The following is a 26,075-nucleotide window of genomic DNA, read 5'->3' as shown; positions in this document are numbered from 1 at the left end:
AATCACCCTTTTTTACAAAAATATCCATATCTATATTAAGTATAGCAAAAATAAGGATAAAAAGAATAAGTAATTATTATATTGTGCATGAATTTGGTATAATGAAGGAACAAATGTTCTTTGGAGGGGGTGAGTACTATGCGAGAAATGTATCCGAAAAAGGGTCGTGTTATTTTACATGTAGATATGAATTGTTTTTTCGCATCTGTTGAAATTGCTCATGACCCATCATTACAAGGAAAGCCGTTAGCGGTTGCTGGAAATGAAAAAGAAAGAAAAGGAATTATTATAACATGTAGTTATGAGGCGAGAGAATATGGAATACGTACAACGATGCCTCTTTGGGAAGCAAAAAGGTTATGCCCGCAATTAGTTGTAAGGCGCCCTAATTTTACATTATATCGTGAAGCTTCATTTCAAATGTTTCAAATCCTTTCTCGTTTTACGGAAAAAATACAACCAGTCTCTATAGATGAGGGATATTTAGATATTACAGATTGCTACGCACTCGGTTCGCCTCTTGAAATAGCAAAGATGATTCAACAAGCATTATTAACAGAGTTACAGCTACCCTGTAGCATTGGAATTGCTCCAAACCTTTTCCTAGCAAAAACAGCTTCTGATATGAAAAAGCCTCTCGGTATTACTGTGCTTCGAAAACGAGATATTCCAGAAATGATTTGGCCACTTCCGGTTGGAGCGATGCATGGAATTGGAGAAAAAACAGCTGAAAAATTAAATGATATTCATATACAAACAATTGAGCAGTTAGCAAAAGGAAACGAGCATATCATTCGCGCTAAAATTGGAAAGCATGGTGTTGATTTAAAGCGGCGGGCAAAAGGTATGGATGATAGGGAAGTTGATCCGAGTCAAATGGGACAACATAAAAGCGTTGGTAACTCGATGACTTTTTCAAAGGATATGGATGAAGAGAAAGAATTACTTGATATGTTAGAACGGCTATCAAAATCAGTGAGTAAAAGATTACAAAAGCGAACTCTTGTCAGCTATAATATTCAAATTATGATTAAATATCATGATAGGCGGACGGTAACGCGGAGTAAGCAATTGAAAAATGCCATTTGGGAAGAACGAGATATTTTTCAGGCAGCATCTCGTTTATGGAAGCAACATTGGGATGGTGATTCCGTTCGTTTACTAGGTGTTACAGCTACTGAAATAGAGTGGAAGACAGAATCGGTGAAACAATTAGATTTATTTTCATTTGAAGAAGATGCGAAAGAAGAGCCGCTACTAGCTGTCATCGATCAAATTAATGATAAATATGGAATGCCGATTTTACAGCGAGGTAGTCAACTATTACGTAAGCAAGAAAAGTCTTTTCAACAAAAATTAGAAAATAAATTTATGTAGAAGGTGTCATGAAGCTGTAAATATCATGACACCTTTTATTTTTAAAATTAATTATGAAATTTTTACTATAAAGTTTTTATAGAAAACAAATTGTTTCTTTTTTACTACAAGCAAAAGAGTTATTGAATAAATCAAGTGAAAAGATAATTTTAGATGAGTTTGATTAAAGTATGTATAAAAATTTTTGGACGGGATATGGAGATTTACTAAATAAGTATAAATAAAAAAGCACTGTAACCAGTGCTTTTTATGATAGATTAAGAGATTGTATGATTTTCAAAAATAACAATTTCTGAACTATTTGTTGTTGAAACGCGTTGTGCGTAATAGGTTAAAGCTGAAGAAATATATGTTGGTAACGAATCATTTGTGTGTGTTGTTGTATATTCATGGATTAATTCTTTCAAAGTCGTCCATTCTAATTGTGCTGGGTGATCAGACACGAAAGAACTTACCCAGCGATCAAATGAAGATGAAAAATCAGTTTGTAAACGAAATGCTTCTTTCATAATAAAACGCTCCCTTAAAATGTAGTATAATCATTTTAACATAAAACACGAACGATTTCTAAGTTTTTTAATTATAACGTTCGTGATATATAGTTGTCTAGATGATTGGTTATGTAAATTCGATTTGCCATTTGAAATAACATTCCGTAAGATGAAAGGTAGATTATATAAAGAGCTGGAGGAAAGAAAGTGGAATTTGTATTTTTAGGAACTGGTGCAGGTGTTCCTTCGAAAGGAAGGAATGTTTCAGCAATTGCTTTGCAATTGTTAGAAGAACGAGGACAGACTTGGTTATTTGATTGTGGCGAGGCGACGCAACATCAAATATTACATACATCAGTACGTCCACGCCGCATTGAAAAAATATTTATTACGCATTTACATGGTGATCATATTTTTGGATTGCCCGGTTTATTAGGAAGCCGTTCGTTTCAAGGAGGGAATACACCTTTAACCGTGTATGGACCAAAAGGAATTAAACAATTTATTGAAGTGGCATTATCAGTAAGTACGACACATGTAAAATACCCACTTGAAATTGTTGAGATAACAGAAGAAGGTACTGTGTTTGAGGATAATGAATTTCATGTGGAAACGAAAAGATTGTCACATGGTATTGAATGCTTTGGATATCGTATTATAGAGAAAGATATACAAGGCGCCCTTTTAGTCGATAAATTGCTGGAGATGGGTGTGAAACCAGGTCCACTCTTTAAACGTTTAAAAGATGGAGAAGTAGTTGAATTAGAAAATGGTACGATACTAAATGGAAAAGATTTTATCGGTCCACCTCAAAAGGGAAGAATTATTACCATTTTAGGTGATACAAGATATTGTGAAGCGAGTAGAGAGCTGGCGCAAGACGCTGATGTACTTATTCATGAAGCAACTTTCGCAGCAGAAGATGAACAACAAGCGTATGATTATTTTCACTCCACATCTAAACAAGCTGCGAGTATTGCGCTTCAGGCAAATGCAAAACGATTAATATTGACTCATATTAGTTCTCGTTACCAAGGTGATACGTATAAGGAATTATTGAAAGAGGCAAGGGAACTATTTTCTAATACAGAAATAGCTACGGATTTAAAATCATTTCCAGTAGAAAGATAATAATGGTATAAAAAAAATGGTGACGAGAGGTCGCCATTTTTTTATTTCTAAAAAAAATTAAAATAAAACTGTTATCATTTTATGCTTATATTAGATGAAACAGAAAGTTTTAATGATGTGAAGATATAGGATAAAAATACATAGTATCGATTATTTAGAAAAACTGTTATATAAGTCAGACGACATACGAGTGATACAAATAGCAAAAATGGATTTTTATTCAGAACTTTTAAAATTCATTAAAAGTAAGCGTTTTATTAAAAACAAGTTATAATGAGGGCAGATTATAATTTATCCCGCTATTTGCGGACAGTGAGACTCTACCTCAAAATTCGCGAATGCGAGGAATTTAGGCGAGAGATAACTGCCCGTAAAAGCACGATTGTTGTGGGTTAATAATCATTGGGAATGGACAAAACTCCCACTGATTATGCTATCCTTGTAAGTGGTTCTGTGTTAAACTTTGGATTGCTACCAGACTTTATTGTGGATTAGCTTATATTATTTTTAAATGAAGGTAATGCTAAGTTTCTTATTTATTATTACAACTAGTATTATTTCAGGATAGATTGTTTCAGTGTTATTCAAAAACGATCCAATTCGTATAGCGGAACAAATTCGTAGTACAACTGGAAAAGCAACCGATTTGGTAGCTTAATAGAATAGTAAAAAATTTTTTCATAGAGGTTTAGGGGGAGTTATGATGAAGTATCGCTCAGTATTTGATATTATTGGTCCAGTTATGATTGGTCCATCAAGTTCACATACAGCAGGCGCAGCAAGAATGGGGCAAGTTGCTCGCCAGCTGTTTCGTCATGAACCAGAAAGAGTAAGCATTTCATTATATGGATCATTTGCAAAGACGTATCGTGGGCATGGTACAGATGTAGCGCTAATAGGTGGGATATTAGGGTTTGAAACAGATGATTTACGTATTCCAGAGGCGCTAGACATAGCAAAAGAGCGCGAAATTGAAGTGGAATTCATTGAAGAAGATGCAAATGCACCTCACCCAAATACAGCGAGAATTCGTTTGTATAAAGGTGAAGAAGAAATTGAAGTTGTTGCTTGCTCAATTGGTGGCGGTAAAATTGAAGTTGTAGAATTAAACGGATTCGATCTTCAATTATCAGGCACGAGTCCAGCACTACTTATTGTAAATAACGATCGCTTCGGTGCTATTGCAGCAGTAGCTTCAATCCTTGCGAAACACGAGATTAACATTAGTACAATGAGTGTTTCTCGTAAAGAAAAAGGAAGAAGAGCGCTTATGGTCATCGAAACAGATGAAATATTAGCAGATGAAGTGATTGAAGAAATAAAAGCGCAACAAAATATTTGTCAAGTAACTATTATGGAATAATTGCAGGGGGGACACACCATGTTTCGGAACGCAGCGGAACTAGTGGCGCAAGCTAAAGAACAAAATGTAAAAATCGCAGAAATTATGATTCAATGTGAAATGGAAACAAGAAGTATTTCACGTGAAGAAGTAATTGCTGGTATGGAAAAGAACTTAGTCGTGATGGAGCAAGCAGTAGAACGTGGTATTCGCGGTGTGAAATCACCAACTGGTTTAACTGGTGGAGATGCTGTAAAAGTCCAGGCGTATATGAAGAGTGGAAAAGGCTTATCTGGAGATACGATTTTGGACGCAGTGAGTAAAGCTGTTGCAACAAATGAAGTAAACGCAGCGATGGGAATTATTTGTGCAACACCAACAGCAGGGTCTGCTGGAACAGTGCCAGGTGTACTATTTGCACTAAGAGAAAAATTGCAGCCTACACGTGAAGAAATGATTGAATTCTTATTTACAGCGGGAGCTTTCGGTATGGTTGTTGCCAATAACGCTTGTATTTCTGGTGCAGCGGGAGGATGCCAAGCTGAAGTTGGTTCAGCAAGTGGAATGGCAGCTGCAGCTGCAGTTGAAATGGCTGGTGGAACACAAGAGCAAGCAGCTACAGCGATGGCAATTTCATTAAAGAACATGCTTGGTTTAGTATGCGATCCTGTTGCAGGACTTGTAGAAGTACCTTGCGTAAAACGTAATGCAGCAGGAGCTGCAAATGCGATGATTTCAGCTGATTTAGCATTAGCTGGTGTAACGAGTACCATTCCATGTGATGAAGTAATTGAGGCGATGTTTAGAATCGGACAAACGATGCCAGTAGCACTTCGTGAAACAGCTGAAGGGGGACTTGCAGCAACACCGACTGGTCGCCGTCTGCAAGAAGAGATTTTTGGGAAGACAAATAACTAAACAATATATTTTTATAAAAAATGGAGCTCAAGTAAGATTGAGCTCCATTTTTTATTTTTCTTTTGTTAGTTGTTCTAACGTTTTCCCAAGATTATGTGATCGTTGTGTAGCCTGTGTAATACAAGAAATAAGCGCTTGTTGAAATTGGTGTTCTTGTAATACTTCAATGCCCGCTTCGGTCGTTCCACCAGGAGAGGTAATTTCCTTTCGCAAAATAGATGGGTGTTTTTCACTTGCTTTTAGCATTTCAGCAGCACCAATCATCGTTTGAAGAATAAGTGACTTTGCAACATCTTCTTTTAAACCGATTTTTTTTGCAGCTTCTTCCATCGCTTCTACTACGTAATAAATATAAGCAGGCCCACTTCCGGATAATGCAGTGACAGCATGCATATCTTCTTCCTCTACAACAGAGACGAGACCGATCGTTTCAAATAAAGCTATCGCAGTTTGAATATGTTCCGCTGTTGCATGTTTTGAAGGTGAGATAGCAGTAGCTGATTTTAAAATAGCTGCAGATGTATTTGGCATTGCACGAATAATCGGAACGTCCTTTTGAAGTAGATTTCTAATTGAATGAGTAGAAACACCTGCTAATAACGAAATAATAAGCAGGTTATTATGTATGTCTTCTTTAAAAGGGGTAAGGGCTTCTGCAACATCTTTTGGCTTCATTGCTAGAAAAAGAATATTTGTATTAGTAAGTAGTTCTTTTTTATTATGTGTACCTTTGACACCGTATTTGTTATGTAGTTCCTGTAATCTTGTCTCGTTAGAACGATTGCTTACAGTAATTTGTTCGCCTTTCACAACATTTGCATGTAACAAGCCACCAATAATCGCTTCAGCAATAGAGCCCGCACCGAGAAAGGAAATGTTTTGAATAGACATGATGTTCCTCCTTTAATTTTGGTTAGAAATTCTTATAAATGTACATACATTCGTTTTTTTCTAGGAAACACCTCTTTTTATCTGAAAATAATGACAAATATATGAGGAAGTTGTAAACTGAAGAAGTATTCATTTTTGAACCGGAAAGAGACAGGGGGGCTAAGCATGAAGGCGATTCACCGAATGGAGATTCCTGTGCCATTTGCAGTTGAAACTGTGAATGTGTTTTTAGTTGAGGGGGAGACATTAACATTAATTGATACAGGGACTAATACAGAAGAGGCAAGAAATGCGTTAGAAAGTCAATTAGGTACATTAGGATATATGATAGAAGATATTGAAACAGTAGTCATTACGCACCATCATGCGGATCATTGTGGGCTTTTAAATATATTTTCTGAGAAGACGAACATTATTGGACACCCTTGGAATGAGCCTTGGATCACGCAAAATCCAGAATTTTTAAAGCGATACCATGAGTTTTTTAGAGAGACGGCTTTACAATTTGGTGTTCCAGCAGCATTTTTGAAAGACGAGGCGTTATTGACGACAAGGACACTGAAATATTCTTGTAATAGATCGTTAACGCATACTGTGAGAGAGGGAGATCGTATTGATTCAATGCCTGGTTTTACAGTGATTGAAACACCAGGTCATGCTTCCACTCATATTTCATTATATAGAGAATCTGATGGAATATTAATTGGTGGGGATGCTCTCATTAGTCATATTTCTTCGAATCCAATATTAGAACCACCATATGAAGGACAAACAGAAAGGGCACGCCCATTATTGCAATATAATCAAACGTTAAAGCGTTTAAGTGAAATGAATATTTCGCGCATTTTATCAGGACATGGAGAAGATGTTCTAAATGTGAAACAACTTATTGAAACGAGATTACAAAAGCAAGAAACACGTGCGTTTAAAGTGCTTGAGTTATTAAAGGAAAAACCAATGACAGCATTTGAAGTATGTGTAAAACTATTTCCAGTATTATATAAGGAGCAATTGCCACTTACTATTTCAGAAACGGTTGGACAATTAGACTTTTTAGCATATAATCAACAAGTGATGATTGATGAATCTTCGCAACAATTGATTTATTATGCAAAGTAGGTGACAGCAATGACGGGACGTTTACACAATGAGGTAATCGTCATTACAGGTGCTTCTAGTGGAATTGGAGAGCAAGTTGCAATGCAAGTTGCAGAACAAGGGGCAACTCCAGTATTAATGGCTAGAACAGAAGAGAAATTAAAAGCATTAGCAGAAAAAATTAAAGAAACTTATAATACGCCTTGCTACTATTATGTATTAGATGTAAGTGAAGAGACGGAAGTACAATCTGTTTTTTCAAAGGTATTACAAGAAGTGGGACGTATTGATATATTAGTAAACAATGCGGGATTTGGTATTTTTAAAACGTTTGAAGATGCGTCAATGGATGAAGTGAAAGATATGTTCCAAGTAAATGTATTTGGATTAGTAGCCTGTACGAAAGCAGTACTACCTTACATGGTGAAAAGAAACGAAGGGCACATTATTAATATTGCTTCGCTTGCTGGGAAAATTGCAACTCCGAAATCGAGTGCGTATGCAGCGACGAAACATGCAGTATTAGGATTTACGAATAGTTTACGCATGGAGTTATCTAGTACAAATATTTTCGTAACAGCAATTAATCCAGGTCCAATCGATACGAACTTTTTTGAAATAGCTGATCAATCCGGTACATATGTGAAAAATATGGGACGATACATGTTAAAACCAACATATGTAGCAGGGCAAATCGTAAAATCGATGCAAACGAAAAAGCGTGAAGTAAACTTACCGAAGTGGATGGGCATTGGTCCGAAGCTGTATGCTCTATTCCCAGGTTTATTTGAGCGTATTGCAGGCAAATCATTAAGTAAAAAATAGGAGATTTCCATTTGGAAATCTCCTATTTTTTATTTTCCAGTTACATAATCGTAAACGATATCCTCAACTGCCTCGTATACATCAATTTCAGTATTTGAATGAATTATCGTTTGAATATGTTTAATAAGCATTTCCTGATCCTCATTTGACATAGGATTACATTGATATTGCTGAAAACTTTTTATAATCATTTTGTCAATTAATTTCTCATTCATGTTTTTCCCCGCCTGTATGTATACATGTATTGTTTTATTGTACTTGAAGTGAAATGAAAAAACTACTATACAATATTTATGTATAAACATTCTGTTGTATATATTGTTTTTCTAGTAAAATTAAGTTTTTTAACTTTGTAAAATTTATAAATATTTAATTGACTCTATAAATATACAATATTATAATCATACTTAATTTAAAGAATTGATATGAGGAGGAGCATATGAAAGTCGCGATTATTGGAGCAACTGGGTATGGAGGTATTGAGTTAATTCGGTTATTAGAGCAACATCCATATTTTTCGATAGCATCTCTTCATTCTTTTTCGCAAGTTGGTGAGTGTATAACAAATGTATATCCGCATTTTCAAAATGTTCTTGTTCATACGTTACAAGAAATTGATGCGGAGGAAATAGTGAAAGAAGCAGAAATTGTATTTTTGGCAACCCCAGCAGGAGTATCAGCAGAGCTAACTCCAAAATTATTAGCAGTAGGTTTAAAAGTAATTGACCTATCTGGAGACTTTCGTATGAAAGACCCTTTTATATATGAACGGTGGTACAAAAGGACAGCTGCAAAAGAAGCAGTTCTTAGTAAAGCTGTATATGGGTTAAGTGAATGGAAAAGGTCCGAGATTCAAAATGCAGATTTAATTGCAAACCCAGGATGCTTTGCTACAGCTGCATTATTAGCGGTATTGCCATTAGTCCGTAACGGCATAATTGAAGAGGATTCCATAATTATTGATGCGAAATCAGGAGTATCTGGAGCAGGCAAAACGCCAACGACAATGACTCACTTTCCTGAGTTATACGATAACCTGCGTATTTATAAAGTAAATGAGCATCAACACGTTCCTGAGATCGAGCAAATGCTCGCGGAGTGGAATAGGGAAACGAAGCCAATCACGTTTAGTACACATTTAATACCGATATCACGGGGGATTATGGTTACACTTTATGCGAAAGTAAAACGAGAAATGGAAATAGAACAACTTCAAAAATTATATGAAGAAACGTATGAGCAATCTCCTTTCATTCGAATTCGTACGCAAGGAGAGTTTCCAAGTCCGAAAGAAGTGAGGGGCTCAAATTATTGTGATATGGGGATAGCCTGCGATGAAAGAACCGGAAGAGTGACAGTCGTTTCTGTTATAGACAATATGATGAAAGGTGCGGCTGGGCAAGCGATTCAAAATGCAAATATAGTAGCGGGACTAGAAGAAACAACAGGTTTACAACATATGCCGCTTTATTTATAAGGGGGACATGATGATTAAAGTAGAGTCTATTACAAAATTAGATAATGGTTCAATTGTAACGCCAAAAGGTTTTTCGGCAGTCGGTACTGCAAATGGTTTGAAAAAAGACAAAAAGGATTTAGGTGTAATCATTTGTGAAGTGCCAGCATCATGTGCCGCCGTTTATACAACGAATCAAATACAAGCAGCTCCCTTGCAAGTAACGAAAGAAAGTATAGCGGCTGAAGGGAAATTACAAGCTATTATCGTCAATAGTGGAAATGCAAATGCTTGTACAGGAACGAAAGGGTTACAAGATGCTTACGAGATGCGTGCATTAGGAGCGGAACATTTTGGGGTGAAAGAAAATTACGTTGCAGTTGCTTCAACAGGTGTAATTGGTGTCCCTTTACCGATGGATATCATCCGAAAGGGAATTGCAACTCTTATCCCGATGAAGGAAGAAAGTGAAGCTCATTCTTTTTCTGAAGCAATCTTAACGACGGATCTTATAACGAAAGAAACTTGCTATGAGATGATGATTGATGGGAAGAAAGTGACGATTGCTGGTGTTGCGAAAGGTTCAGGGATGATTCATCCAAATATGGCGACGATGCTAAGTTTTATTACGACAGACGCCCATATAGAGCATGACGTATTACAAACAGCATTATCACAAATCACGAATCATACATTCAATCAAATTACGGTAGATGGAGATACTTCTACGAATGATATGGTCATCGTTATGGCAAGTGGATTATCAGAAACGAAACCAATCAATATGGAACATGTAGATTGGGAAACTTTCGTATTTGCTTTACAGAAGGTATGTGAAGATTTAGCGAAAAAAATCGCACAAGATGGTGAGGGCGCTACGAAGTTAATAGAAGTAAATGTGTTAGGAGCTCGAACGAATGAAGAGGCAAAGAAAATTGCAAAGCAAATAGTCGGTTCGAGCCTTGTGAAAACAGCAATACATGGTGAAGATCCAAACTGGGGGCGAATTATTAGCAGTATTGGACAAAGTGAAGTCGCGATTAACCCAAATACAATTGATATTACTCTTCAATCTATTGCGGTGCTGAAAAATAGTGAACCTCAAATGTTTTCTGAAGAGGAAATGAAAATGAAATTAAAAGAACATGAAATTATGATTGATGTGTATTTACATTTAGGAGAAGAGACAGGATTAGCTTGGGGCTGTGACTTAAGCTATGAATATGTGAAAATAAACGCTTGTTATCGTACATAAGGAGGGGGAAGATGAGCGATTATATTGTAGTGAAATGCGGCGGTAGTATGTTGAATCAATTAAATGATGTGTTTTTTGATTGCATAAAGAAATTGCAACAGAAGTATAAAGTAGTAATTGTCCATGGCGGTGGCCCAGAAATTGATGCCCAATTAAAAGATTGTAACATCAAAGTAGAAAAAAGAGATGGATTACGAGTAACACCAAAAGAAGTTATGGATATTGTTCAAATGGTGCTATGCGGAAGTACGAATAAAAATTTTGTAATGAAGTTGCAAAGGCATAATTTACTTGCGGTAGGTTGCTCAGGGTGTGATGGCAAGTTACTTCAAGTTCAACCTGTCAGTGAGGAGATAGGGTATGTGGGAGAAGTAAGTTATGTCGAAACGGACTTACTAAAAGGATTAATAAATATGAATTATATTCCTGTTATTGCTCCGGTCGGCATAAATGATAATGAGATTTATAACATAAATGCAGATACCGCCGCAGCTGGAATTGCGGCCGCATTATCTGCAAAAGAACTCATTTTTATTACAGATGTAGATGGGGTATTACATGAAGGGAAGTTAGTAAAGAAAGCCGACGAATTTGAGATTGTTAATTTTATAGAAAACGGTGTTATTACCGGTGGGATGATTCCGAAAGTACAGGCAGCACTAGTATCGTTAAAAATGGGAGTGCAAAAGGTTAGTATCGTAAATGGGACGAAGGATTTTACTGAGATTACAGGTGAGTGTATCGGAACGACGGTAACGAGGGGCGTGAGTATTGCATGACAAGTCATCTTTTTCAAACGTATGGGAGAAGAAAGATTGAGTTTGTAAAGGGAAAGGGAACGAAAGTCATTGATAATAACAGTAAGCAATATTTAGATTTCACATCAGGAATCGGTGTATGTAATTTAGGACATTGTCATCTTACTGTTATGAAAGCTGTACAAGAGCAACTGCATGAAATATGGCATATATCTAACCTGTTTACAAACAGCTTACAAGAAGAAGTCGCGTCATTATTAACAGAAAATATTGCATTAGATTATGTGTTCTTCTGTAATAGCGGGGCAGAGGCCAATGAAGCAGCTTTGAAGTTAGCCCGTAAGCATACTGAAAAGTCTCTCGTCGTAACATGCAAGCAGTCTTTTCACGGTAGAACATTCGGAACGATGAGTGCGACGGGGCAAAATAAAGTGAAAGAAGGATTTGGTCCATTACTTCCATCTTTTTTACATATTCCTTTTAATGATATTAAGGCATTGAAAGAGGTAATGAATGAAGAAGTTGCGGCAGTAATGGTAGAAGTTGTTCAAGGTGAGGGAGGAGTAGTACCTGCTAATCTAGCCTTTTTGAAAGAGATTGAAACATTATGTAAGAAGTCCGGTTCCCTATTTATTATAGATGAAGTACAAACTGGAATTGGAAGAACTGGGACATTATTTGCTTACGAACAAATGGGAATACATCCTCATATCATTACTACCGCTAAGGCGCTTGGAAATGGTATTCCAGTTGGAGCAATGATTGGCCGGAAAGAACTTGGAACATCGTTTCCTGCAGGATCACACGGTTCAACGTTTGGTGGAAATTATATTGCAATGGCTGCAGCGAAAGAAGTATTGCAAATAACTAAGAAACCATTGTTTTTAAAAGAAGTAAAGGAAAAGGGCGAGTACGTATTACAGAAGTTGCAAGAGGAATTACGACATGTCGAATGTATTCAAAATATACGTGGTAAGGGGCTTATGATTGGAATTGAGTGTACGCATGAGGTTTCAAGTTTTATAGAACAACTAGAGAAAGAAGGGCTTCTCGTATTACAAGCAGGACCTACTGTTATAAGACTATTACCACCACTTATTGTGACGAATGAAGAGTTAGAACAGGCAGTATATATGATAAAAAAAGTAGTTTGTACAAAAAACGTATCAATTATATAAGGGGGAAGTTTCATGTCAACTGTACAAGTACCGAAATTAAATACGAAAGACCTTTTAACTTTAGAAGAATTGACACAAGAAGAAATCATTTCATTAATTGAATTCGCTATATATTTAAAAAAGAATAAGCAGGAGCCTTTATTACAGGGCAAAATATTAGGGCTTATCTTTGATAAACATTCAACTCGTACTCGCGTATCTTTTGAAGCAGGAATGGTACAACTCGGAGGACATGGTATGTTTTTAAGTGGGAAAGAGATGCAAATTGGAAGAGGAGAGAGCGTTTCAGATACTGCAAAAGTATTATCTCATTATATTGACGGGATCATGATACGTACATTCTCACATGCGGATGTAGAAGAGCTAGCGAAAGAATCGAGCATACCTGTAATTAACGGTTTAACGGACGATCATCATCCTTGTCAAGCATTGGCAGACTTAATGACAATATATGAAGAAAAAAATACATTTAAAGGAATAAAATTGGCTTACGTAGGTGACGGAAATAATGTATGTCATTCATTGTTGTTAGCGAGTGCGAAAGTCGGAATGCATATGACTGTTGCAACGCCTGTAGGGTATGAACCGAATGAGGAAATTGTAAAAAAAGCATTAGCGATTGCTGAAGAAACAGGAGCGAAAATGGAAATTTTGCATAACCCTGAACTAGCGGTGAATGAAGCAGATTTCATTTATACTGACGTTTGGATGAGTATGGGGCAAGAGGGAGAAGAAGAGAAATATACTTTATTTCAACCTTACCAAATCAATAAAGAACTTGTTACGCATGCGAAGCAAACATATCGTTTCTTACACTGTTTACCTGCCCATCGCGAAGAGGAAGTGACAGGAGAAATTATAGACGGACCACAGTCTATCGTTTTTGAGCAAGCTGGTAATCGATTGCATGCGCAAAAAGCATTATTAGTAAGTTTATTTAAAAATGTAGAAGAGCTTTCCTAAATAATGTACACCTCCAGTTGCGAGATACGAATAACAATTGGGGGTGTATTTTTTTATAGTGAAATGTCATATGTATATTTAGTTAACCATTTCGATATCATCTATAATAAAAGAGAAAATGAAATTTGTTTTTCGGAGTGTGTAAGGGCATACTAGGTATAAAAATATAGTTAAAGAGATGATGAGAGTGAAAACAACTAAGAAAACATATTCGTTTTTTCAGCGGATGTGGAGAATATTAAAGTTTCAGTATTATAAGTTGCTTCGATCGCCAGAAGGAGCAAAGAAAGTATCGTTAGGTTTTGCGATTGGTTTTGGTTTAGAGATGTTGGTTATATATACGGCATCACTCGTTTATTTAATATTTTATCCAATCGTCAGGTTAGCAAAGGGATCTTTTCCTGCTGCGGTTATTGGCAATATTATTGGAAAAATATCGTTTCTCCCAGTAGTTTTATTTCCGCTTGCGTATGCGCTAGGGAAAATGATTTATCCATTTCATGTACAAAAAATACATCATGAACCCTTTACGATATCGGACTTGTTTTCAAGTCACATTTTTACGATATTAAAGAGCTTATTACAGAGTGAAGTGTATGTATTAATTGGAATGACGATTTTAGGGGTTGTGTTTGGTGTAGTTTCATATTTCGTTGTGCATTATTTATATGAAAAGAACCGTAAGTTACGTTTGAAGAATAGAAAGAAAAGAGTGAGAGAACCACTCGTGCAAATATAAAGAGTGTCACACTCATTTTCTCCTTTGAATATGTTTAAGAAAAAGGAGGAGAGAATGAATGTATTATTATTACGTACCTCAAGTATATCCATATGTAAATTATTATCCGGTTTATGATACGAGTAGACAATATGAATTATATCGACAACAACAAGTACAGCAACTACCGCAAATACCATCTCAACAACCTACGCAAGATCAAAAACCATATTTAACGACATGGCCATATTCAAATGTATATTATGGTAATTATTACGAATCATAAAGCTGCTTCTATTTAGAAGCAGCTTTATGCGTTTGTTTTCAAAATTAAATTTTGAATGGTTTGAAGAGAGTGAATGAGCTTTTCACGTTCTTCCTCAGATAATGTTTGAAAATTTTCTTTTAGTTTGTCTAAAATGAATTGCTGATACTGATTTACTAACAATTTCCCTTCAGCTGTTAGGGAAATTAAAATGACCCGTCGATCTTTTTCGCTATAATGACGCTCTATTAGTTCTTCTTGAATCAGTTTGTTTAATAGAGGTGTCATGTTAGGCCGTGAAATCGCTAGCCGCTTGCCGATTTCGGAAACTGCTAATGTGCCATTTTCATGCAGAAGCAGTAATACTTGTGTATGTGATGGCGGCATATGTCTTTGAGAAGAAAATTCTCCAGGAAGCATAAATTTGCGATAAAAAAGAGGCACTAGCGAAAGAAGATGATCAACAATACGTTCCCACTCGCGTGATTCCATATAAAGGCCCCCTTCCACTCTCATTGTAACAAAAAAGACATGTTATAAAAATAGAATTGTTTCATGGAAATTTTAATATTTGTAGGCCAACACTTTTTTTGTAAATGAATCGGCAATAATCGTATAGCCTTTGTCATTAGGGTGTACTTGGTCAAAGAGTAATTCTTTCTTGTCATTCGATATTAATTTGCGAATTGGTAAAACGATAGACGGTTGATTTGCTTTTGCAATGGAATAAACAGATTCATTCCAGCCATCTAAAAACATATCTGCATAACTTGCGATGGAATCATCAAGTTGTAGCGGATTATAGAGTTCAGAAAGAATGAGTAAAGCATCCGGATTTTGATCTCGAACTGTCTTTACAATATTTTTTACATCCGCTTCAAAATGAGCCTTTTCTTTATTTAACATTTTAATACCATCTATAACACCAACATCTCGATTTAAACGAAATAAATTATTTCCTCCAATATTAATTGTAATGATATTTGCTGATCTAATTTTTTGCTTTACATCTTCTGATTGAATTTTTTTAGCGAGACGATCTGTTGTAAGGCCGTTTATCCCAAGATTTTCTACTGTAATGGGTTTATGAATTTGTGCTTCTATTTGTTTAGAGGCTAATTCAGCAAATCCGCCTTGCGTCGATCCATATCCTTTGGCGAGCGAATCACCTAGTACGAGATGATAGAAAGAATCGTTTGTTTGCTTATCAATCCAATTTGGAGTAGATGTTTTTTCTGTTTTTTCTTCAGGTTCATTTTGTTTTGTCTCATCGTTCTTTTCGAAATAAGAATAAGAAATGATTAGAAGGAGGAGACAAACAATTGTTAAGATGACTTTTTTCATAAATTCATCCTCCTTGTAATTGGTAATTGTATCATATTCAGCAATATTAACAATGTAAGGGCATATTATATGTTTATGAAAAGTTTACAACAACTTTACAGAAAATTTGTAGAAGTATGTCAAAAAATATTGACGATATGAAAGTACATTATATATGATAATGTCAGATAAGGTGAAATTTTAATTAGTAGGGCTATATTTCCCGATGAGTAAAATCTCACCAATCGAGCGTTTAAGAGGACTACTCATTAGCGCAGGATGAAATGAAAATCTTATCTCCAATAGAAGAAAAAAGGTATGTGATTAGAGATGGATTCATTTCATTATTTTGGGTAATTGTATAAGGGGGATTTTTTGTGAAAAAGTCAAAAAAAATGCTAGCTGGAGCAACTCTTGCTATTGGTGTTATAGCGCCGCAAGTATTGCCAGCAACAGCTCATGCGGATGAGCAAACTGGGGAGAGTACGGTTAACTTACGAATTCTAGAAACATCAGATATTCACGTTAACTTAATGAATTACGATTATTATCAAACAAAAACAGATAATAAAGTAGGTCTTGTACAAACTGCAACACTTGTTAATAAAGCACGTGAAGAAGCGAAGAACTCTGTCCTATTTGATGATGGGGATGCATTACAAGGGACACCACTTGGAGATTATGTAGCGAATAAAATAAATGATCCGAAGAAGCCTGTGGATCCTAGTTATACACATCCATTATATCGTTTAATGAATTTAATGAAGTATGACGTCATCTCTCTTGGGAATCATGAATTTAACTACGGTTTGGACTATTTAAACAAAGTAATTAGTAAAACAGAGTTCCCGGTTATTAACTCGAACGTCTATAAAGATGATAAAGATAATAATGAAGAGAACGACCAAAACTACTTTAAACCATATCATGTTTTTGAAAAAGAAGTAGAAGATGAATCAGGACAAAAACAAAAAGTGAAAATTGGCGTAATGGGATTTGTTCCACCTCAAGTTATGAACTGGGATAAAGCAAATTTAGAAGGAAAAGTGAAAGCGAAAGATATAGTTGAAACAGCGAAGAAAATGGTGCCAAAAATGAAAGCAGAAGGTGCAGATGTTATCGTTGCACTAGCGCATTCTGGTGTTGATAAGAGTGGATACAACGTGGGCATGGAAAACGCGTCGTATTATTTAACAGAAGTTCCTGATGTAGATGCAGTATTAATGGGACATTCACATACTGAAGTGAAGGATGTATTTAATGGTGTTCCAGTTGTAATGCCTGGTGTGTTTGGAAGTAACTTAGGTATAATTGATATGCAATTGAAAAAGGTAAACGGAAAATGGGAAGTACAAAAAGAGCAATCGAAGCCGCAACTTCGTCCGATTGCTGATAGTAAAGGGAACCCATTCGTACAATCTGATGAAAAATTAGTTAATGAAATTAAAGATGAGCATCAAGCGACAATTGATTATGTGAATACAGCTGTAGGAAAAACGACAGCTCCAATTAATAGTTATTTCTCATTAGTACAAGATGACCCTTCAGTACAACTTGTGACAAATGCACAAAAATGGTATGTAGAAAAGTTATTTGCTGAAAATGGACAGTATAGCAAATATAAAGGAATTCCTGTTTTATCTGCGGGTGCACCATTTAAAGCAGGTGGCCGAAACGGTGCCACATATTATACGGACATTCCAGCTGGAACGTTAGCGATTAAAAACGTTGCAGATTTATATGTATATCCAAATACGTTATATGCTGTAAAAGTAAATGGGGCACAAGTGAAAGAATGGCTTGAAATGTCTGCAGGTCAGTTTAATCAAATTGATCCAAAGAAAACAGAAGAACAGCCATTAGTAAATATAGGATATCCTACATATAACTTCGATATTTTAGATGGTTTAAAATATGAAATTGATGTAACACAACCAGCGAAATACGATAAAGATGGAAAAGTTGTAAATGCAAATACGAATCGTATCGTAAATATGACGTATGAAGGGAAGCCAGTAGCTGACAATCAAGAGTTCATCGTCGCTACAAATAACTATCGTGGAAGTAGCCAAACGTTCCCAGGTGTAAGCAAAGGGGAAGTTGTATATCAATCACAAGATGAAACACGTCAAATCATTGTGAAGTATATGCAAGAAACACCAGTTATTGATCCAGCAGCAGATAAAAATTGGACGTTTAAACCGATTGTTGCCGATAAATTACATACAACATTCGATTCTTCACCAAATGCACAAAAGTATATAAAGAAAGATGGAAAAATATCATATGTTGGACCATCTGAAAATGAATTTGCTAAATATGCAATTGATATAACAAAGAACAACGATGATGATAAGGGAACTGGTGGAGAGAACCCAACAACACCACCAACAGGTGAAGGAAATAATGGAGGAAATCCGACGACACCACCAACAGGTGAAGGGAATAATGGAGGAAATCCAACGACACCACCAACAGGTGAAGGGAATAATGGAGAAAATCCAACGACACCATCAACAGGTGAAGGTAGTAATGGAGAAAATCCAACGACACCACCAACAGATGAAGGTAATAATGCAGGATCTGGACAAACTACAACGGGTAATCAAAAAGCAAAAGAAACAACAACTGTAAGCGAAAAGAAAGAAGAACGTGATTTACCGAAAACAGGTACAAGTGTTGTTTCTACAATTGGAGCAGGTTTGGCGTTTGTTGGAGCAGGATTACTTCTGTTATTTAGAAGAAAGAAAGCAAATAGATAGTCGAGAAATATAAAAAGGATTACCGATTCAGGTAATCCTTTTTATTATGTTATGAAATTGTTACTGCTTTTTCTTTCTTCCATGAAAGGCCAAATCCAGTAAAACCGACGATAATCGTTACGACTGGGCAGGCTAAACAGAAGATTGCGTATGGAAGATAATCAAATGTTGGAACGCTAAGGACGTTTGTTAAGAATACGCCACTTACACCCCATGGTACGAGCGGATTAATAACTGTACCTGCATCTTCTAATACTCGTGATAAATTACGACGTTCTAAACCGATTTCATCGTATTTATTAGCAAATGCTTGTCCTGTTAAAACGATGGATAAGTACTGCTCACCAAGTAAGAAGTTTACACCAATTGCAGTTGAAGCAGTAGAAATAATTAAGCGTGTGCTATTTTTTACGAAGCTAGAGATGATATTCATTAGCTGCGTGATAATACCCATTCCTTGTAATAATCCTCCCATACAAAGAGCTAGAAAAATAAGGGCAATCGACATCATCATGCTTTGTAGACCACCGCGAGATAGTAAGCTATCAATGTCTTTAATACCAGTTTTAGAAACGTAGCCGTCTTGCATAATTTTCATTAAATCAGCTAAAGAAGTGCTAGGTGTAAAGATAAAGAGAATAATAATTCCTACCACAATTCCTGCAAGCAATGTTGGAACGGCTGGAACTTTTTTAAATGCGAATAAAAACAGTAATAAAATTGGAATAAGTGTAACGATAGAAATCGTTGTGTTTTTCTCTAATGTGCTAATAAAGTTTGTGAAGTCAACGTCTCCACTAGTGCCACTTCCTAAAATGAAAAATGCAATAAAAGCAATAATGAAGGCTGGAACTGTTGTCCAAAGCATGTTACGAATATGCTCAAATAAATCTACACCCGTAACAGCAGGAGCTAAGTTTGTTGTATCAGATAAAGGAGACATTTTATCTCCAAAGAATGCACCAGAAATAATTGCACCAGCGATTAGAGCTGGATCGTATCCGAGAGCACTACCCATACCCATAAAGGCAAGTCCTACAGTTGCGGCAGTTGTAAAGGCACTACCGATACTCGTTCCCACAATTGCACAAACAACAAAAACAGTCGGAACGAAAATCTTTGGAGATACAAGCTGGAAGCCGTACACCATTAAAGTTGGAATTGTTCCAGCAGCGATCCAAACACTAATTAATACGCCTACAAGTAAGAAAATAAAAATAGATGGAATACCAGCTGAAATACTACTGATCATCCCTTTTTCCATAGTAGACCAAGAGATTTTTTTCATAAATCCAAATGCTAATAAAAGAACGATACCAAATAAAATTGGGATGTGTGGTGAAACTTCTAATTGAATAACACTAAAGCCAATACAGAAAAAGATAAATACTGTTAAAAGAACAGATTCAATTTTTGAAACCATTGTTTTCCCCTCCTAAGTAATCTAAAATAGCTCTTTTTTATATAAAATTCGCCAATATTGTTTATTTCCTTCTAAATTTTAGAATTTTGCGACAAATTACCGGTAATTGTTATTTCTTTAATATGATACGGAAATGATTGGATAAAAAAACGTCCCTGCATATAATTATGCAGGGACGAAGAAATCGCGGTACCACCCTAGCTTGTGAAATGAATGTGTCACAAAATAAAGGGTCGTATGATATGCGCCAATAAAATAAAAACGCCCCTGCAATATATGCAGGGACGAAAAATTCGCGGTACCACCCTAAATTGTGAAACAGTGTCGTTTCACCACTCTTTAGATATAACGGTCTATAACCGTCTTTCACTACTCCTTACGTTTCGCAAAAGAAGCTCCAGGGGGTAATTCATAATTCGCTCTGTACTGGTTCGCACCGACCACCAGCTCTCTGAAATCAGAAATCGAAATACTACTAAATCCTATCAATGCCGATTCATATGATGTTAGTTAAATTTTTATCATATATTCGTCTTACATGTCAATAAAAATATTCAATAATTTTTTAAGGAAATAAAGGAGAACGATTTTAATCCTGTGAAAACGTGCGTTATAATGAATTTGAAAGGGGAGGAAAGAGTGAAGAAAAAAATAATTCTTTTAACCACTTTACTAGTCATTGGCGGAAGTGCTGGAATTTACACAGCTTTTGCAGCTGAATCAGAGCAGGCGAAGAAAAAACAAATACAGCAGTCAGAAGTGAAGAAAGCGAAAGAAGCTGAAGAGAAGAAGTCGATGGAAAAAGCAGCTGAGAAACTAGGGGTTTCTACGGAAGGGGAAACAAAAGAAGAGGTTGTGAAAGAAGTAAATACCGTAAGATTTGAGAAGCGCCATGATCTATTGATTGAACATGCAAAACAACTTGGAATTGAAACAGAAGGAAAAAAAGATGAAGAGATTATTTTAGAAATCGGAAAGATACAACATGGAAAGTAGAACAACTTATCTTATGATAAATTGTTCTTTTTTAAGAACTACTCGATTTAAAAATAATTGACAGTCATTTAGATTTAATGTTAACTATATTTATAAACTAGTTAACATTAGGGGTGACAATTGTGACTTTTAGTAAGAGTACGACTGACAAACCATCATATACATATGAAGAGTTATCGGAGAAAAATAAAGCCTATGTATGGCATCCGTTTACACAAATGAAGGATTATTTAGAAGAAGATCCTGTCATTATTGAACGGGGAGAGGGAAGAAAGCTATACGATGTAAATGGAAATGAATATTGGGACGGTGTTTCGTCTATTTGGTTAAATGTTCATGGACATCAAGTACCGGAACTAGATGAGGCAATTCGTAAACAATTAAATAAAATTGCCCATTCTACTATGCTAGGACTTGCTAACGTTCCATCTATTTTATTGGCGGAAAAAATAATTGAAGTTGTACCAGAAGGTTTGAAGAAAGTGTTTTATTCAGACTCTGGTTCTAGCGCCGTTGAAATTGCAATTAAGATGGCTTTTCAATATTGGCAGCATAAAGGGAAACCGAAGAAACAAAGATTTGTTACATTAAAAGAAGCGTACCATGGTGACACAATTGGAGCTGTTTCAGTAGGAGCGATAGACTTGTTTCACCAAGTGTATAGTTCACTTTTATTTGAAGCAATTAAAATGCCTTATCCATATACATATCGTTCTCCTTATGGAAATAATAAGGAGGAAATTGTAAAAAAACATTTAGAAGAAATGGAAGAGCTGCTGAAAGATAAACATGAAGAAATTGCGGCGATTATTGTAGAACCTTTAATGCAAGGTGCTGGCGGTATGATTACAATGCCAAAAGGATACTTAAAAGGGCTACGTAATTTATGTACAAAATATAATGTTCTATTTATTACAGATGAGGTAGCGACTGGATTTGGGCGTACCGGAAAAATGTTTGCATGTGAACATGAAAATGTAACGCCGGACATTTTAACAGCCGGAAAAGGTTTAACGGGCGGATATTTACCAGTTGCAATTACTGTAACGACAGATGAAATTTATAATGCCTTTTTAGGAGGCTATGAAGAACAAAAAACGTTTTTCCACGGACATAGTTATACAGGGAATCCGTTAGGGTGTGCGGTAGCAATTGCGAATCTAGAACTATATGAGAAAACAAATTTAATAGAAGAAGTAGCACGTAAAACAGAATATGTGGCGACGCAATTAGAAGAACTTTTTGCATATAAACATGTAGGGGATATTCGTCAATGCGGATTAATGGTTGGAATTGAACTTGTGAAGAATAAGGAAACGAAAGAAGCGTTTGAATGGACAGAGAGAGTTGGTGTTCAAGTATGTAAACGCTCAAGAGAGCTAGGTATGATCTTGCGACCGCTCGGTAATACGATTGTATTTATGCCTCCTCTTACTTCTACAATTGAGGAGATTGATGATATGTTACGCATTTTGTATAAAGCAATCTCGGATGTTACGGAGGGAGAATAATGAGCGGTTTTTTTATAACAGCAACGGATACTGAAGTGGGGAAAACTGTAGTCGCCGGTGCATTAGCAGGTGTATTTAGAGAATTGGGATATAACATCGGGGTATATAAACCGTTGCAAAGTGGACATGTTGCATCAAATCCAGAGGGAGATGCAGCAAGGCTAAAAGCATTATCAGGTGTACCTTCAAAAGAAGATGAAATTTGCCCTTATTCTATTGAAGAGCCGCTTGCCCCGAGACTTGCCATGAAAAGAGCTGGAAGAGTAGTACATGTAAAGGACATTATTCATCACTATAATGAACAATTGAAAGAGTTTAATAGTTTACTTGTAGAAGGAGCAGGTGGATTAGCTGTCCCGTATACAGAGGACGCTTTAGTAATTGATTTCGCAAAAGAATTAAAGCTTCCACTTATTGTAGTAGCACGCCCTACATTAGGAACAGTAAATCATACAGTTTTAACGATTGCTTATGCAAAGGCACATGATTTAACAGTAGCAGGGGTAATTTTATCTGGCTGCAAAGAATGCGAAATGGAAAGAGTACAAGAAAATAAAGAAATGATTGAAGAGCTAAGTGGGGTACCGGTTTTAGGTTTATTACCATTCTTTGAAGGTGAGTTTACAAAAGAAGAAGTCTTGGAATCTGCTAAAGAATATATAATGATTTCAAAATTAGAGGAGCTTATCCGAAATGAATCAAACGTGGCGCACACATCTTCAATCTAAATTGCAACAATTAAATGAGCAAGGGCAGTATCGCAATTTGCATGTAACAGAAAAAGCAGAAGAGACATGGCTTATTCGAGATGAGAAAAGGATGCTAAATTTAGCGTCAAATAATTATTTAGGATTAGCTGGTGATGAAAGGTTAAAAGAAGCTGCTATTGCATGCACAAGAAAATATGGAGCTGGGGCGACGGCATCAAGACTTGTTGTAGGAAATTATTCACTGTATGAAGAGGTTGAGAGAAGTATATGTGATTGGAAAGGCACTGAAAAAGCCTTAGTTGTAAATAGTGGATATACCGCAAATGTTGGAGTGATCTCTTCATTAGCGAGTCGTCACGATATTGTGTTTAGTGACAAATTAAATCATGCAAGTATCGTTGATGGAATTATATTAAGCGGGGCAGAGCATAAAAGGTATCGTCATAACGATTTAAATCATCTGGAGACGTTGTTAAAAACAGCATCTCCTGAAAAGCGGAAATTAATCGTAACAGATACTGTTTTTAGTATGGATGGTGATACTGCGTATTTGAGGGAGTTAGTGGGGCTGAAAGAGAAATACGGGGCAATCATTATAGTTGATGAAGCACATGCGAGTGGAATATATGGAATCGGCGGAGCTGGATTATCTCATATAGAAGAAGATCTTGCTCAAAAAATAGATATACATATGGGGACGTTTAGTAAGGCTTTAGGGTGTTATGGTGCGTATTTGACAGGCGATGCAATTTATATAGAGTATTTACACAATATGATGAGAAGCTTTATTTTTACTACTGCATTACCGCCAGGAACATTAGGAGCGGTACAAAAAGCAATTGAAATCGTAAAAGAAGATAATGAAAGAAGAGAGAGACTTATGGAGAATGGAGCATATTTCAGAAACCATTTACGAGAAGCTGGTTTTGATATAGGAAATAGCTCAACTCATATTGTACCAATTGTAGTCGGTTCAAATGAAACAGCTTTACGGTTTAGTAAAAGGTTGCAACAGGTAGGGATTGCTGCAATTGCAATTCGTCCACCAACGGTTCCAGTTAATAGTTCACGGGTCCGTTTTGCAGTTACGTCCCAACATACAATAGCTGATTTGAACTGGACTATTCAGCATATTATACGCATTGGTAAAGAAGAGGGGTTTTTAGTATGAAAGAGCTAAAGATTATTTTTATTCCTGGGTGGGGAATGGAAGAAAATATTTGGACTTTAGTTCTGCCGTATTTTAAAGGATATTCTGTTCAATGTATCAATTGGCGTAATGTGAAAGAACAAAGTGAATTTGCAGGGCGAATAATAGATGTAGCAAAGGATGAAAATGTAATTTTAGTTGGATGGTCACTAGGGGCGTTAGCGGCAGTTCAAGCTTATAAAAAGGTTAAGGCAAAAGGTATCGTATTAATTGGTGGTACTGCCAAATTTACAAATACGAGCGACTATACGAGTGGATGGAATGCTTTGCATGTAGAACGGCTGAAAAAGAATTTGGCGGGAAAGAAAGAAGATACGCTCAAGCGGTTTTATGAAAATATGTTTACGAAAGATGAGCTGAAAGAGAATAAAAGGTTTGAAGATATGATAAAACACTTTAAAGGTGATTCTATTCAGTCTTTACAATTAGGTTTAGATTATTTAATAGAAACAGATATGAGAGAAGAAATGAAAGAAATGAAAGTACCTATACTGCTTATTCATGGAGAGCAGGATGTAATATGTCCATTGTCTGCAGCGCGTAGTATGGCTGAGAATGAGACTGCTATGCTCAAGGTAGTAAATAAGGCTGGACATGCATTATGCGTAACGAATTTAGAATATTGTGTAAATGAGATAATTCAATTTGTAGAGGGGATACGACATGATCAACAAAACGTTACTACAAAAACGGTTTAACGTGGCAGCTGTATCCTACGATCAATATGCAAATGTACAAAAAAAGATGGCACATTCATTACTTTCTACATTAAATCAGCGTTATAGTGCAAATGCATCGATACGTATTTTAGAACTTGGATGCGGGACAGGATATGTTACAGAGCAATTATCAAACTTATTTCCGAAAGCACATATTACAGCTATTGATTTTGCTGAAAGTATGATTGCAGTTGCGAAAACTAGAAAAAATGTAAACAATGTAACATTTTACTGTGAGGATATCGAAAGATTACGACTAGAAGAAACGTATGATGTCATTATTTCAAATGCCACATTTCAATGGCTAAATGATTTAAAACAAGTGATAAGAAATTTATTTCATCATTTGTCTATAGATGGAATATTACTCTTTTCAACGTTTGGACAGGAAACATTTCAAGAATTGCATGCTTCGTTCCAGCGGGCGAAAGAAGAAAAAAATATACAAAATGAAACATCGATTGGGCAACGTTTTTATTCGAAAAACCAGTTGCGCCATATATGTGAGATAGAAACAGGGGATGTACATGTTTCTGAAACATGTTACATAGAGAGATTTACAGAAGTTAGGGAGTTTCTACATTCTATTCGAAAAGTAGGAGCGACCAATAGTAATGAAGAATCCTATTGTCAAAGTCCCTCACTCTTTCGTGCGATGCTTCGCATATACGAAAGAGACTTCACGGAAAATGAAGGGATAATGGCAACGTATCACGCTTTATTTATGTATATAACAAAAGAGGGGAAGAGATGAA

The 26,075-nt window shown here is 36.1% G+C and carries 26 protein-coding genes, 1 pseudogene and 1 other annotated feature; of the genes and pseudogenes, 21 read left to right on the top strand and 6 right to left on the bottom strand.

Going from position 1 to position 26,075, the window contains the following annotated elements; all coding sequences use genetic code 11:
* Positions 1–138 precede the first annotated feature (138 nt).
* Positions 139–1,377 carry a DNA polymerase IV gene (locus AAG068_RS20795; RefSeq protein ID WP_342715682.1) on the top strand — a complete coding sequence of 413 codons (1,239 nt, stop codon included), beginning with the start codon at positions 139–141 and terminating at the stop codon, positions 1,375–1,377.
* A 257-nt stretch (positions 1,378–1,634) separates the two neighbouring features.
* On the opposite strand, the gene AAG068_RS20790 is transcribed toward AAG068_RS20795, so the two are convergent.
* Entirely contained in the window at positions 1,635–1,886 is a 252-nt protein-coding gene (locus AAG068_RS20790) for a DUF3932 family protein (protein WP_097950618.1), read from the bottom strand.
* 189 nt (positions 1,887–2,075) lie between these two features.
* Here AAG068_RS20790 and rnz point away from each other — a divergent pair, with 189 nt between their 5' ends.
* From rnz to sdaAA, 4 genes and pseudogenes are all read left to right on the top strand, one after another.
* Complete coding sequence (gene rnz / locus AAG068_RS20785) at positions 2,076–2,999, top strand: ribonuclease Z (protein WP_342715681.1); 924 nt, start codon at positions 2,076–2,078, stop codon at positions 2,997–2,999.
* A gap of 429 nt (positions 3,000–3,428) precedes the next feature.
* Positions 3,429–3,623: pseudogene (locus AAG068_RS20780) on the top strand (hypothetical protein); the annotation flags it as partial.
* Between the two features lie 79 nt (positions 3,624–3,702).
* Entirely contained in the window at positions 3,703–4,362 is a 660-nt protein-coding gene (gene sdaAB / locus AAG068_RS20775) for an L-serine ammonia-lyase, iron-sulfur-dependent subunit beta (protein WP_306183787.1), read from the top strand.
* 18 nt (positions 4,363–4,380) lie between these two features.
* Entirely contained in the window at positions 4,381–5,259 is an 879-nt protein-coding gene (gene sdaAA / locus AAG068_RS20770) for an L-serine ammonia-lyase, iron-sulfur-dependent, subunit alpha (RefSeq protein ID WP_000489463.1), read from the top strand.
* Between the two features lie 51 nt (positions 5,260–5,310).
* Here the strand turns inward: sdaAA and proI are convergent, their stop codons facing one another.
* Entirely contained in the window at positions 5,311–6,150 is an 840-nt protein-coding gene (gene proI / locus AAG068_RS20765; protein ID WP_342715680.1) for a pyrroline-5-carboxylate reductase ProI, read from the bottom strand.
* Positions 6,151–6,315: 165 nt separating this feature from the next.
* Between proI and AAG068_RS20760 the strand changes: the two genes are divergently transcribed.
* Both AAG068_RS20760 and AAG068_RS20755 read left to right on the top strand, forming a co-directional pair.
* Positions 6,316–7,269, top strand: coding sequence for an MBL fold metallo-hydrolase (locus tag AAG068_RS20760; RefSeq protein WP_342715679.1), 954 nt, complete (start codon positions 6,316–6,318; stop codon positions 7,267–7,269).
* Positions 7,270–7,278: 9 nt separating this feature from the next.
* Positions 7,279–8,073 (top strand): SDR family NAD(P)-dependent oxidoreductase, encoded by a 795-nt coding sequence (locus tag AAG068_RS20755; protein WP_342719796.1) that lies wholly within the window; start codon positions 7,279–7,281, stop codon positions 8,071–8,073.
* Positions 8,074–8,102: 29 nt separating this feature from the next.
* Here the strand turns inward: AAG068_RS20755 and AAG068_RS20750 are convergent, their stop codons facing one another.
* On the bottom strand, positions 8,103–8,288 hold the full coding sequence (locus tag AAG068_RS20750) for a YqzH family protein (RefSeq protein WP_342715678.1): 186 nt from the start codon (positions 8,286–8,288) through the stop codon (positions 8,103–8,105).
* A 224-nt stretch (positions 8,289–8,512) separates the two neighbouring features.
* On the opposite strand from AAG068_RS20750, the gene argC reads away from it, so the two are divergent.
* The 7 genes from argC (at position 8,513) to AAG068_RS20715 (ending at position 14,687) form a co-directional block, all read left to right on the top strand.
* Positions 8,513–9,550, top strand: coding sequence for an N-acetyl-gamma-glutamyl-phosphate reductase (gene argC / locus AAG068_RS20745; protein WP_342715677.1), 1,038 nt, complete (start codon positions 8,513–8,515; stop codon positions 9,548–9,550).
* A 10-nt stretch (positions 9,551–9,560) separates the two neighbouring features.
* Positions 9,561–10,784 (top strand): bifunctional glutamate N-acetyltransferase/amino-acid acetyltransferase ArgJ, encoded by a 1,224-nt coding sequence (gene argJ / locus AAG068_RS20740; RefSeq protein ID WP_342715676.1) that lies wholly within the window; start codon positions 9,561–9,563, stop codon positions 10,782–10,784.
* An 11-nt stretch (positions 10,785–10,795) separates the two neighbouring features.
* A complete protein-coding gene (argB, locus tag AAG068_RS20735) occupies positions 10,796–11,563 on the top strand; it encodes an acetylglutamate kinase (protein WP_342715675.1) in 768 nt (255 codons plus the stop codon).
* Entirely contained in the window at positions 11,560–12,720 is a 1,161-nt protein-coding gene (locus AAG068_RS20730) for an acetylornithine transaminase (protein WP_342715674.1), read from the top strand. The genes argB and AAG068_RS20730 overlap by 4 nt, the downstream gene beginning before the upstream one ends.
* A 12-nt stretch (positions 12,721–12,732) precedes the next feature.
* Entirely contained in the window at positions 12,733–13,683 is a 951-nt protein-coding gene (gene argF / locus AAG068_RS20725) for an ornithine carbamoyltransferase (protein WP_342715673.1), read from the top strand.
* Between the two features lie 178 nt (positions 13,684–13,861).
* Positions 13,862–14,422, top strand: coding sequence for a DUF2062 domain-containing protein (locus AAG068_RS20720; protein ID WP_342715672.1), 561 nt, complete (start codon positions 13,862–13,864; stop codon positions 14,420–14,422).
* A gap of 58 nt (positions 14,423–14,480) precedes the next feature.
* A complete protein-coding gene (locus AAG068_RS20715) occupies positions 14,481–14,687 on the top strand; it encodes a hypothetical protein (protein ID WP_001976434.1) in 207 nt (68 codons plus the stop codon).
* A 24-nt stretch (positions 14,688–14,711) separates the two neighbouring features.
* Here the strand turns inward: AAG068_RS20715 and AAG068_RS20710 are convergent, their stop codons facing one another.
* Both AAG068_RS20710 and AAG068_RS20705 read right to left on the bottom strand, forming a co-directional pair.
* Positions 14,712–15,158, bottom strand: a complete 447-nt coding sequence (locus AAG068_RS20710) for a MarR family winged helix-turn-helix transcriptional regulator (protein WP_000445817.1) — start codon at positions 15,156–15,158, stop codon at positions 14,712–14,714.
* 72 nt (positions 15,159–15,230) lie between these two features.
* A complete protein-coding gene (locus tag AAG068_RS20705; RefSeq protein ID WP_342715671.1) occupies positions 15,231–16,010 on the bottom strand; it encodes a GDSL-type esterase/lipase family protein in 780 nt (259 codons plus the stop codon).
* Between the two features lie 356 nt (positions 16,011–16,366).
* On the opposite strand from AAG068_RS20705, the gene cpdB reads away from it, so the two are divergent.
* The gene (gene cpdB / locus AAG068_RS20700; protein ID WP_342715670.1) at positions 16,367–18,751 is read left to right on the top strand and encodes a bifunctional 2',3'-cyclic-nucleotide 2'-phosphodiesterase/3'-nucleotidase; all 2,385 of its coding nucleotides are present in this window, start codon (positions 16,367–16,369) and stop codon (positions 18,749–18,751) included.
* Between the two features lie 49 nt (positions 18,752–18,800).
* Here cpdB and nhaC read toward each other — a convergent pair whose 3' ends face one another.
* Positions 18,801–20,174 (bottom strand): Na+/H+ antiporter NhaC, encoded by a 1,374-nt coding sequence (gene nhaC / locus AAG068_RS20695; RefSeq protein ID WP_342715669.1) that lies wholly within the window; start codon positions 20,172–20,174, stop codon positions 18,801–18,803.
* A gap of 277 nt (positions 20,175–20,451) precedes the next feature.
* Positions 20,452–20,672, bottom strand: a binding site (T-box leader).
* A 141-nt stretch (positions 20,673–20,813) separates the two neighbouring features.
* Between nhaC and AAG068_RS20690 the strand changes: the two genes are divergently transcribed.
* The 6 genes from AAG068_RS20690 (at position 20,814) to bioC (ending at position 26,074) form a co-directional block, all read left to right on the top strand.
* Positions 20,814–21,170 (top strand): hypothetical protein, encoded by a 357-nt coding sequence (locus tag AAG068_RS20690; RefSeq protein WP_342715668.1) that lies wholly within the window; start codon positions 20,814–20,816, stop codon positions 21,168–21,170.
* A 122-nt stretch (positions 21,171–21,292) separates the two neighbouring features.
* Positions 21,293–22,681, top strand: coding sequence for an adenosylmethionine--8-amino-7-oxononanoate transaminase (bioA, locus tag AAG068_RS20685; protein ID WP_342715667.1), 1,389 nt, complete (start codon positions 21,293–21,295; stop codon positions 22,679–22,681).
* Positions 22,681–23,409, top strand: coding sequence for an ATP-dependent dethiobiotin synthetase BioD (bioD, locus tag AAG068_RS20680; protein WP_342715666.1), 729 nt, complete (start codon positions 22,681–22,683; stop codon positions 23,407–23,409). The genes bioA and bioD overlap by 1 nt, the downstream gene beginning before the upstream one ends.
* Positions 23,375–24,562, top strand: a complete 1,188-nt coding sequence (bioF, locus tag AAG068_RS20675; protein ID WP_342715665.1) for an 8-amino-7-oxononanoate synthase — start codon at positions 23,375–23,377, stop codon at positions 24,560–24,562. The genes bioD and bioF overlap by 35 nt, the downstream gene beginning before the upstream one ends.
* Positions 24,559–25,299 (top strand): alpha/beta fold hydrolase, encoded by a 741-nt coding sequence (locus tag AAG068_RS20670; protein ID WP_342715664.1) that lies wholly within the window; start codon positions 24,559–24,561, stop codon positions 25,297–25,299. Before bioF ends, AAG068_RS20670 begins: the two co-directional genes overlap by 4 nt.
* Complete coding sequence (gene bioC / locus AAG068_RS20665; protein ID WP_342715663.1) at positions 25,265–26,074, top strand: malonyl-ACP O-methyltransferase BioC; 810 nt, start codon at positions 25,265–25,267, stop codon at positions 26,072–26,074. The genes AAG068_RS20670 and bioC overlap by 35 nt, the downstream gene beginning before the upstream one ends.
* Position 26,075: the final 1 nt, after the last annotated feature.

Origin of the sequence: Bacillus paramycoides (assembly GCF_038971285.1) — a bacterium.
In the GTDB taxonomy this organism is placed as follows: domain Bacteria; phylum Bacillota; class Bacilli; order Bacillales; family Bacillaceae_G; genus Bacillus_A.
The sequence above is the reverse complement of the archived record's forward strand: the minus strand, read 5'-3'. Positions and strand labels throughout refer to the sequence as shown.

What these genes read in the sequence shown, in the direction of transcription:
- AAG068_RS20795 (WP_342715682.1), top strand. Translation starts at nt 139, where the DNA reads ATGCGAGAAATGTATCCGAAAAAGGGTCGTGTTATTTTACATGTAGAT.
- AAG068_RS20790 (WP_097950618.1), bottom strand. Translation starts at nt 1,886, where the DNA reads ATGAAAGAAGCATTTCGTTTACAAACTGATTTTTCATCTTCATTTGAT.
- sdaAB (WP_306183787.1), top strand. Translation starts at nt 3,703, where the DNA reads ATGAAGTATCGCTCAGTATTTGATATTATTGGTCCAGTTATGATTGGT.
- sdaAA (WP_000489463.1), top strand. Translation starts at nt 4,381, where the DNA reads ATGTTTCGGAACGCAGCGGAACTAGTGGCGCAAGCTAAAGAACAAAAT.
- proI (WP_342715680.1), bottom strand. Translation starts at nt 6,150, where the DNA reads ATGTCTATTCAAAACATTTCCTTTCTCGGTGCGGGCTCTATTGCTGAA.
- AAG068_RS20760 (WP_342715679.1), top strand. Translation starts at nt 6,316, where the DNA reads ATGAAGGCGATTCACCGAATGGAGATTCCTGTGCCATTTGCAGTTGAA.
- AAG068_RS20755 (WP_342719796.1), top strand. Translation starts at nt 7,279, where the DNA reads ATGACGGGACGTTTACACAATGAGGTAATCGTCATTACAGGTGCTTCT.
- AAG068_RS20750 (WP_342715678.1), bottom strand. Translation starts at nt 8,288, where the DNA reads ATGAATGAGAAATTAATTGACAAAATGATTATAAAAAGTTTTCAGCAA.
- argC (WP_342715677.1), top strand. Translation starts at nt 8,513, where the DNA reads ATGAAAGTCGCGATTATTGGAGCAACTGGGTATGGAGGTATTGAGTTA.
- argJ (WP_342715676.1), top strand. Translation starts at nt 9,561, where the DNA reads ATGATTAAAGTAGAGTCTATTACAAAATTAGATAATGGTTCAATTGTA.
- argB (WP_342715675.1), top strand. Translation starts at nt 10,796, where the DNA reads ATGAGCGATTATATTGTAGTGAAATGCGGCGGTAGTATGTTGAATCAA.
- AAG068_RS20730 (WP_342715674.1), top strand. Translation starts at nt 11,560, where the DNA reads ATGACAAGTCATCTTTTTCAAACGTATGGGAGAAGAAAGATTGAGTTT.
- argF (WP_342715673.1), top strand. Translation starts at nt 12,733, where the DNA reads ATGTCAACTGTACAAGTACCGAAATTAAATACGAAAGACCTTTTAACT.
- AAG068_RS20720 (WP_342715672.1), top strand. Translation starts at nt 13,862, where the DNA reads ATGATGAGAGTGAAAACAACTAAGAAAACATATTCGTTTTTTCAGCGG.
- AAG068_RS20715 (WP_001976434.1), top strand. Translation starts at nt 14,481, where the DNA reads ATGTATTATTATTACGTACCTCAAGTATATCCATATGTAAATTATTAT.
- AAG068_RS20710 (WP_000445817.1), bottom strand. Translation starts at nt 15,158, where the DNA reads ATGGAATCACGCGAGTGGGAACGTATTGTTGATCATCTTCTTTCGCTA.
- AAG068_RS20705 (WP_342715671.1), bottom strand. Translation starts at nt 16,010, where the DNA reads ATGAAAAAAGTCATCTTAACAATTGTTTGTCTCCTCCTTCTAATCATT.
- nhaC (WP_342715669.1), bottom strand. Translation starts at nt 20,174, where the DNA reads ATGGTTTCAAAAATTGAATCTGTTCTTTTAACAGTATTTATCTTTTTC.
- bioD (WP_342715666.1), top strand. Translation starts at nt 22,681, where the DNA reads ATGAGCGGTTTTTTTATAACAGCAACGGATACTGAAGTGGGGAAAACT.
- bioF (WP_342715665.1), top strand. Translation starts at nt 23,375, where the DNA reads ATGAATCAAACGTGGCGCACACATCTTCAATCTAAATTGCAACAATTA.
- AAG068_RS20670 (WP_342715664.1), top strand. Translation starts at nt 24,559, where the DNA reads ATGAAAGAGCTAAAGATTATTTTTATTCCTGGGTGGGGAATGGAAGAA.
- bioC (WP_342715663.1), top strand. Translation starts at nt 25,265, where the DNA reads ATGATCAACAAAACGTTACTACAAAAACGGTTTAACGTGGCAGCTGTA.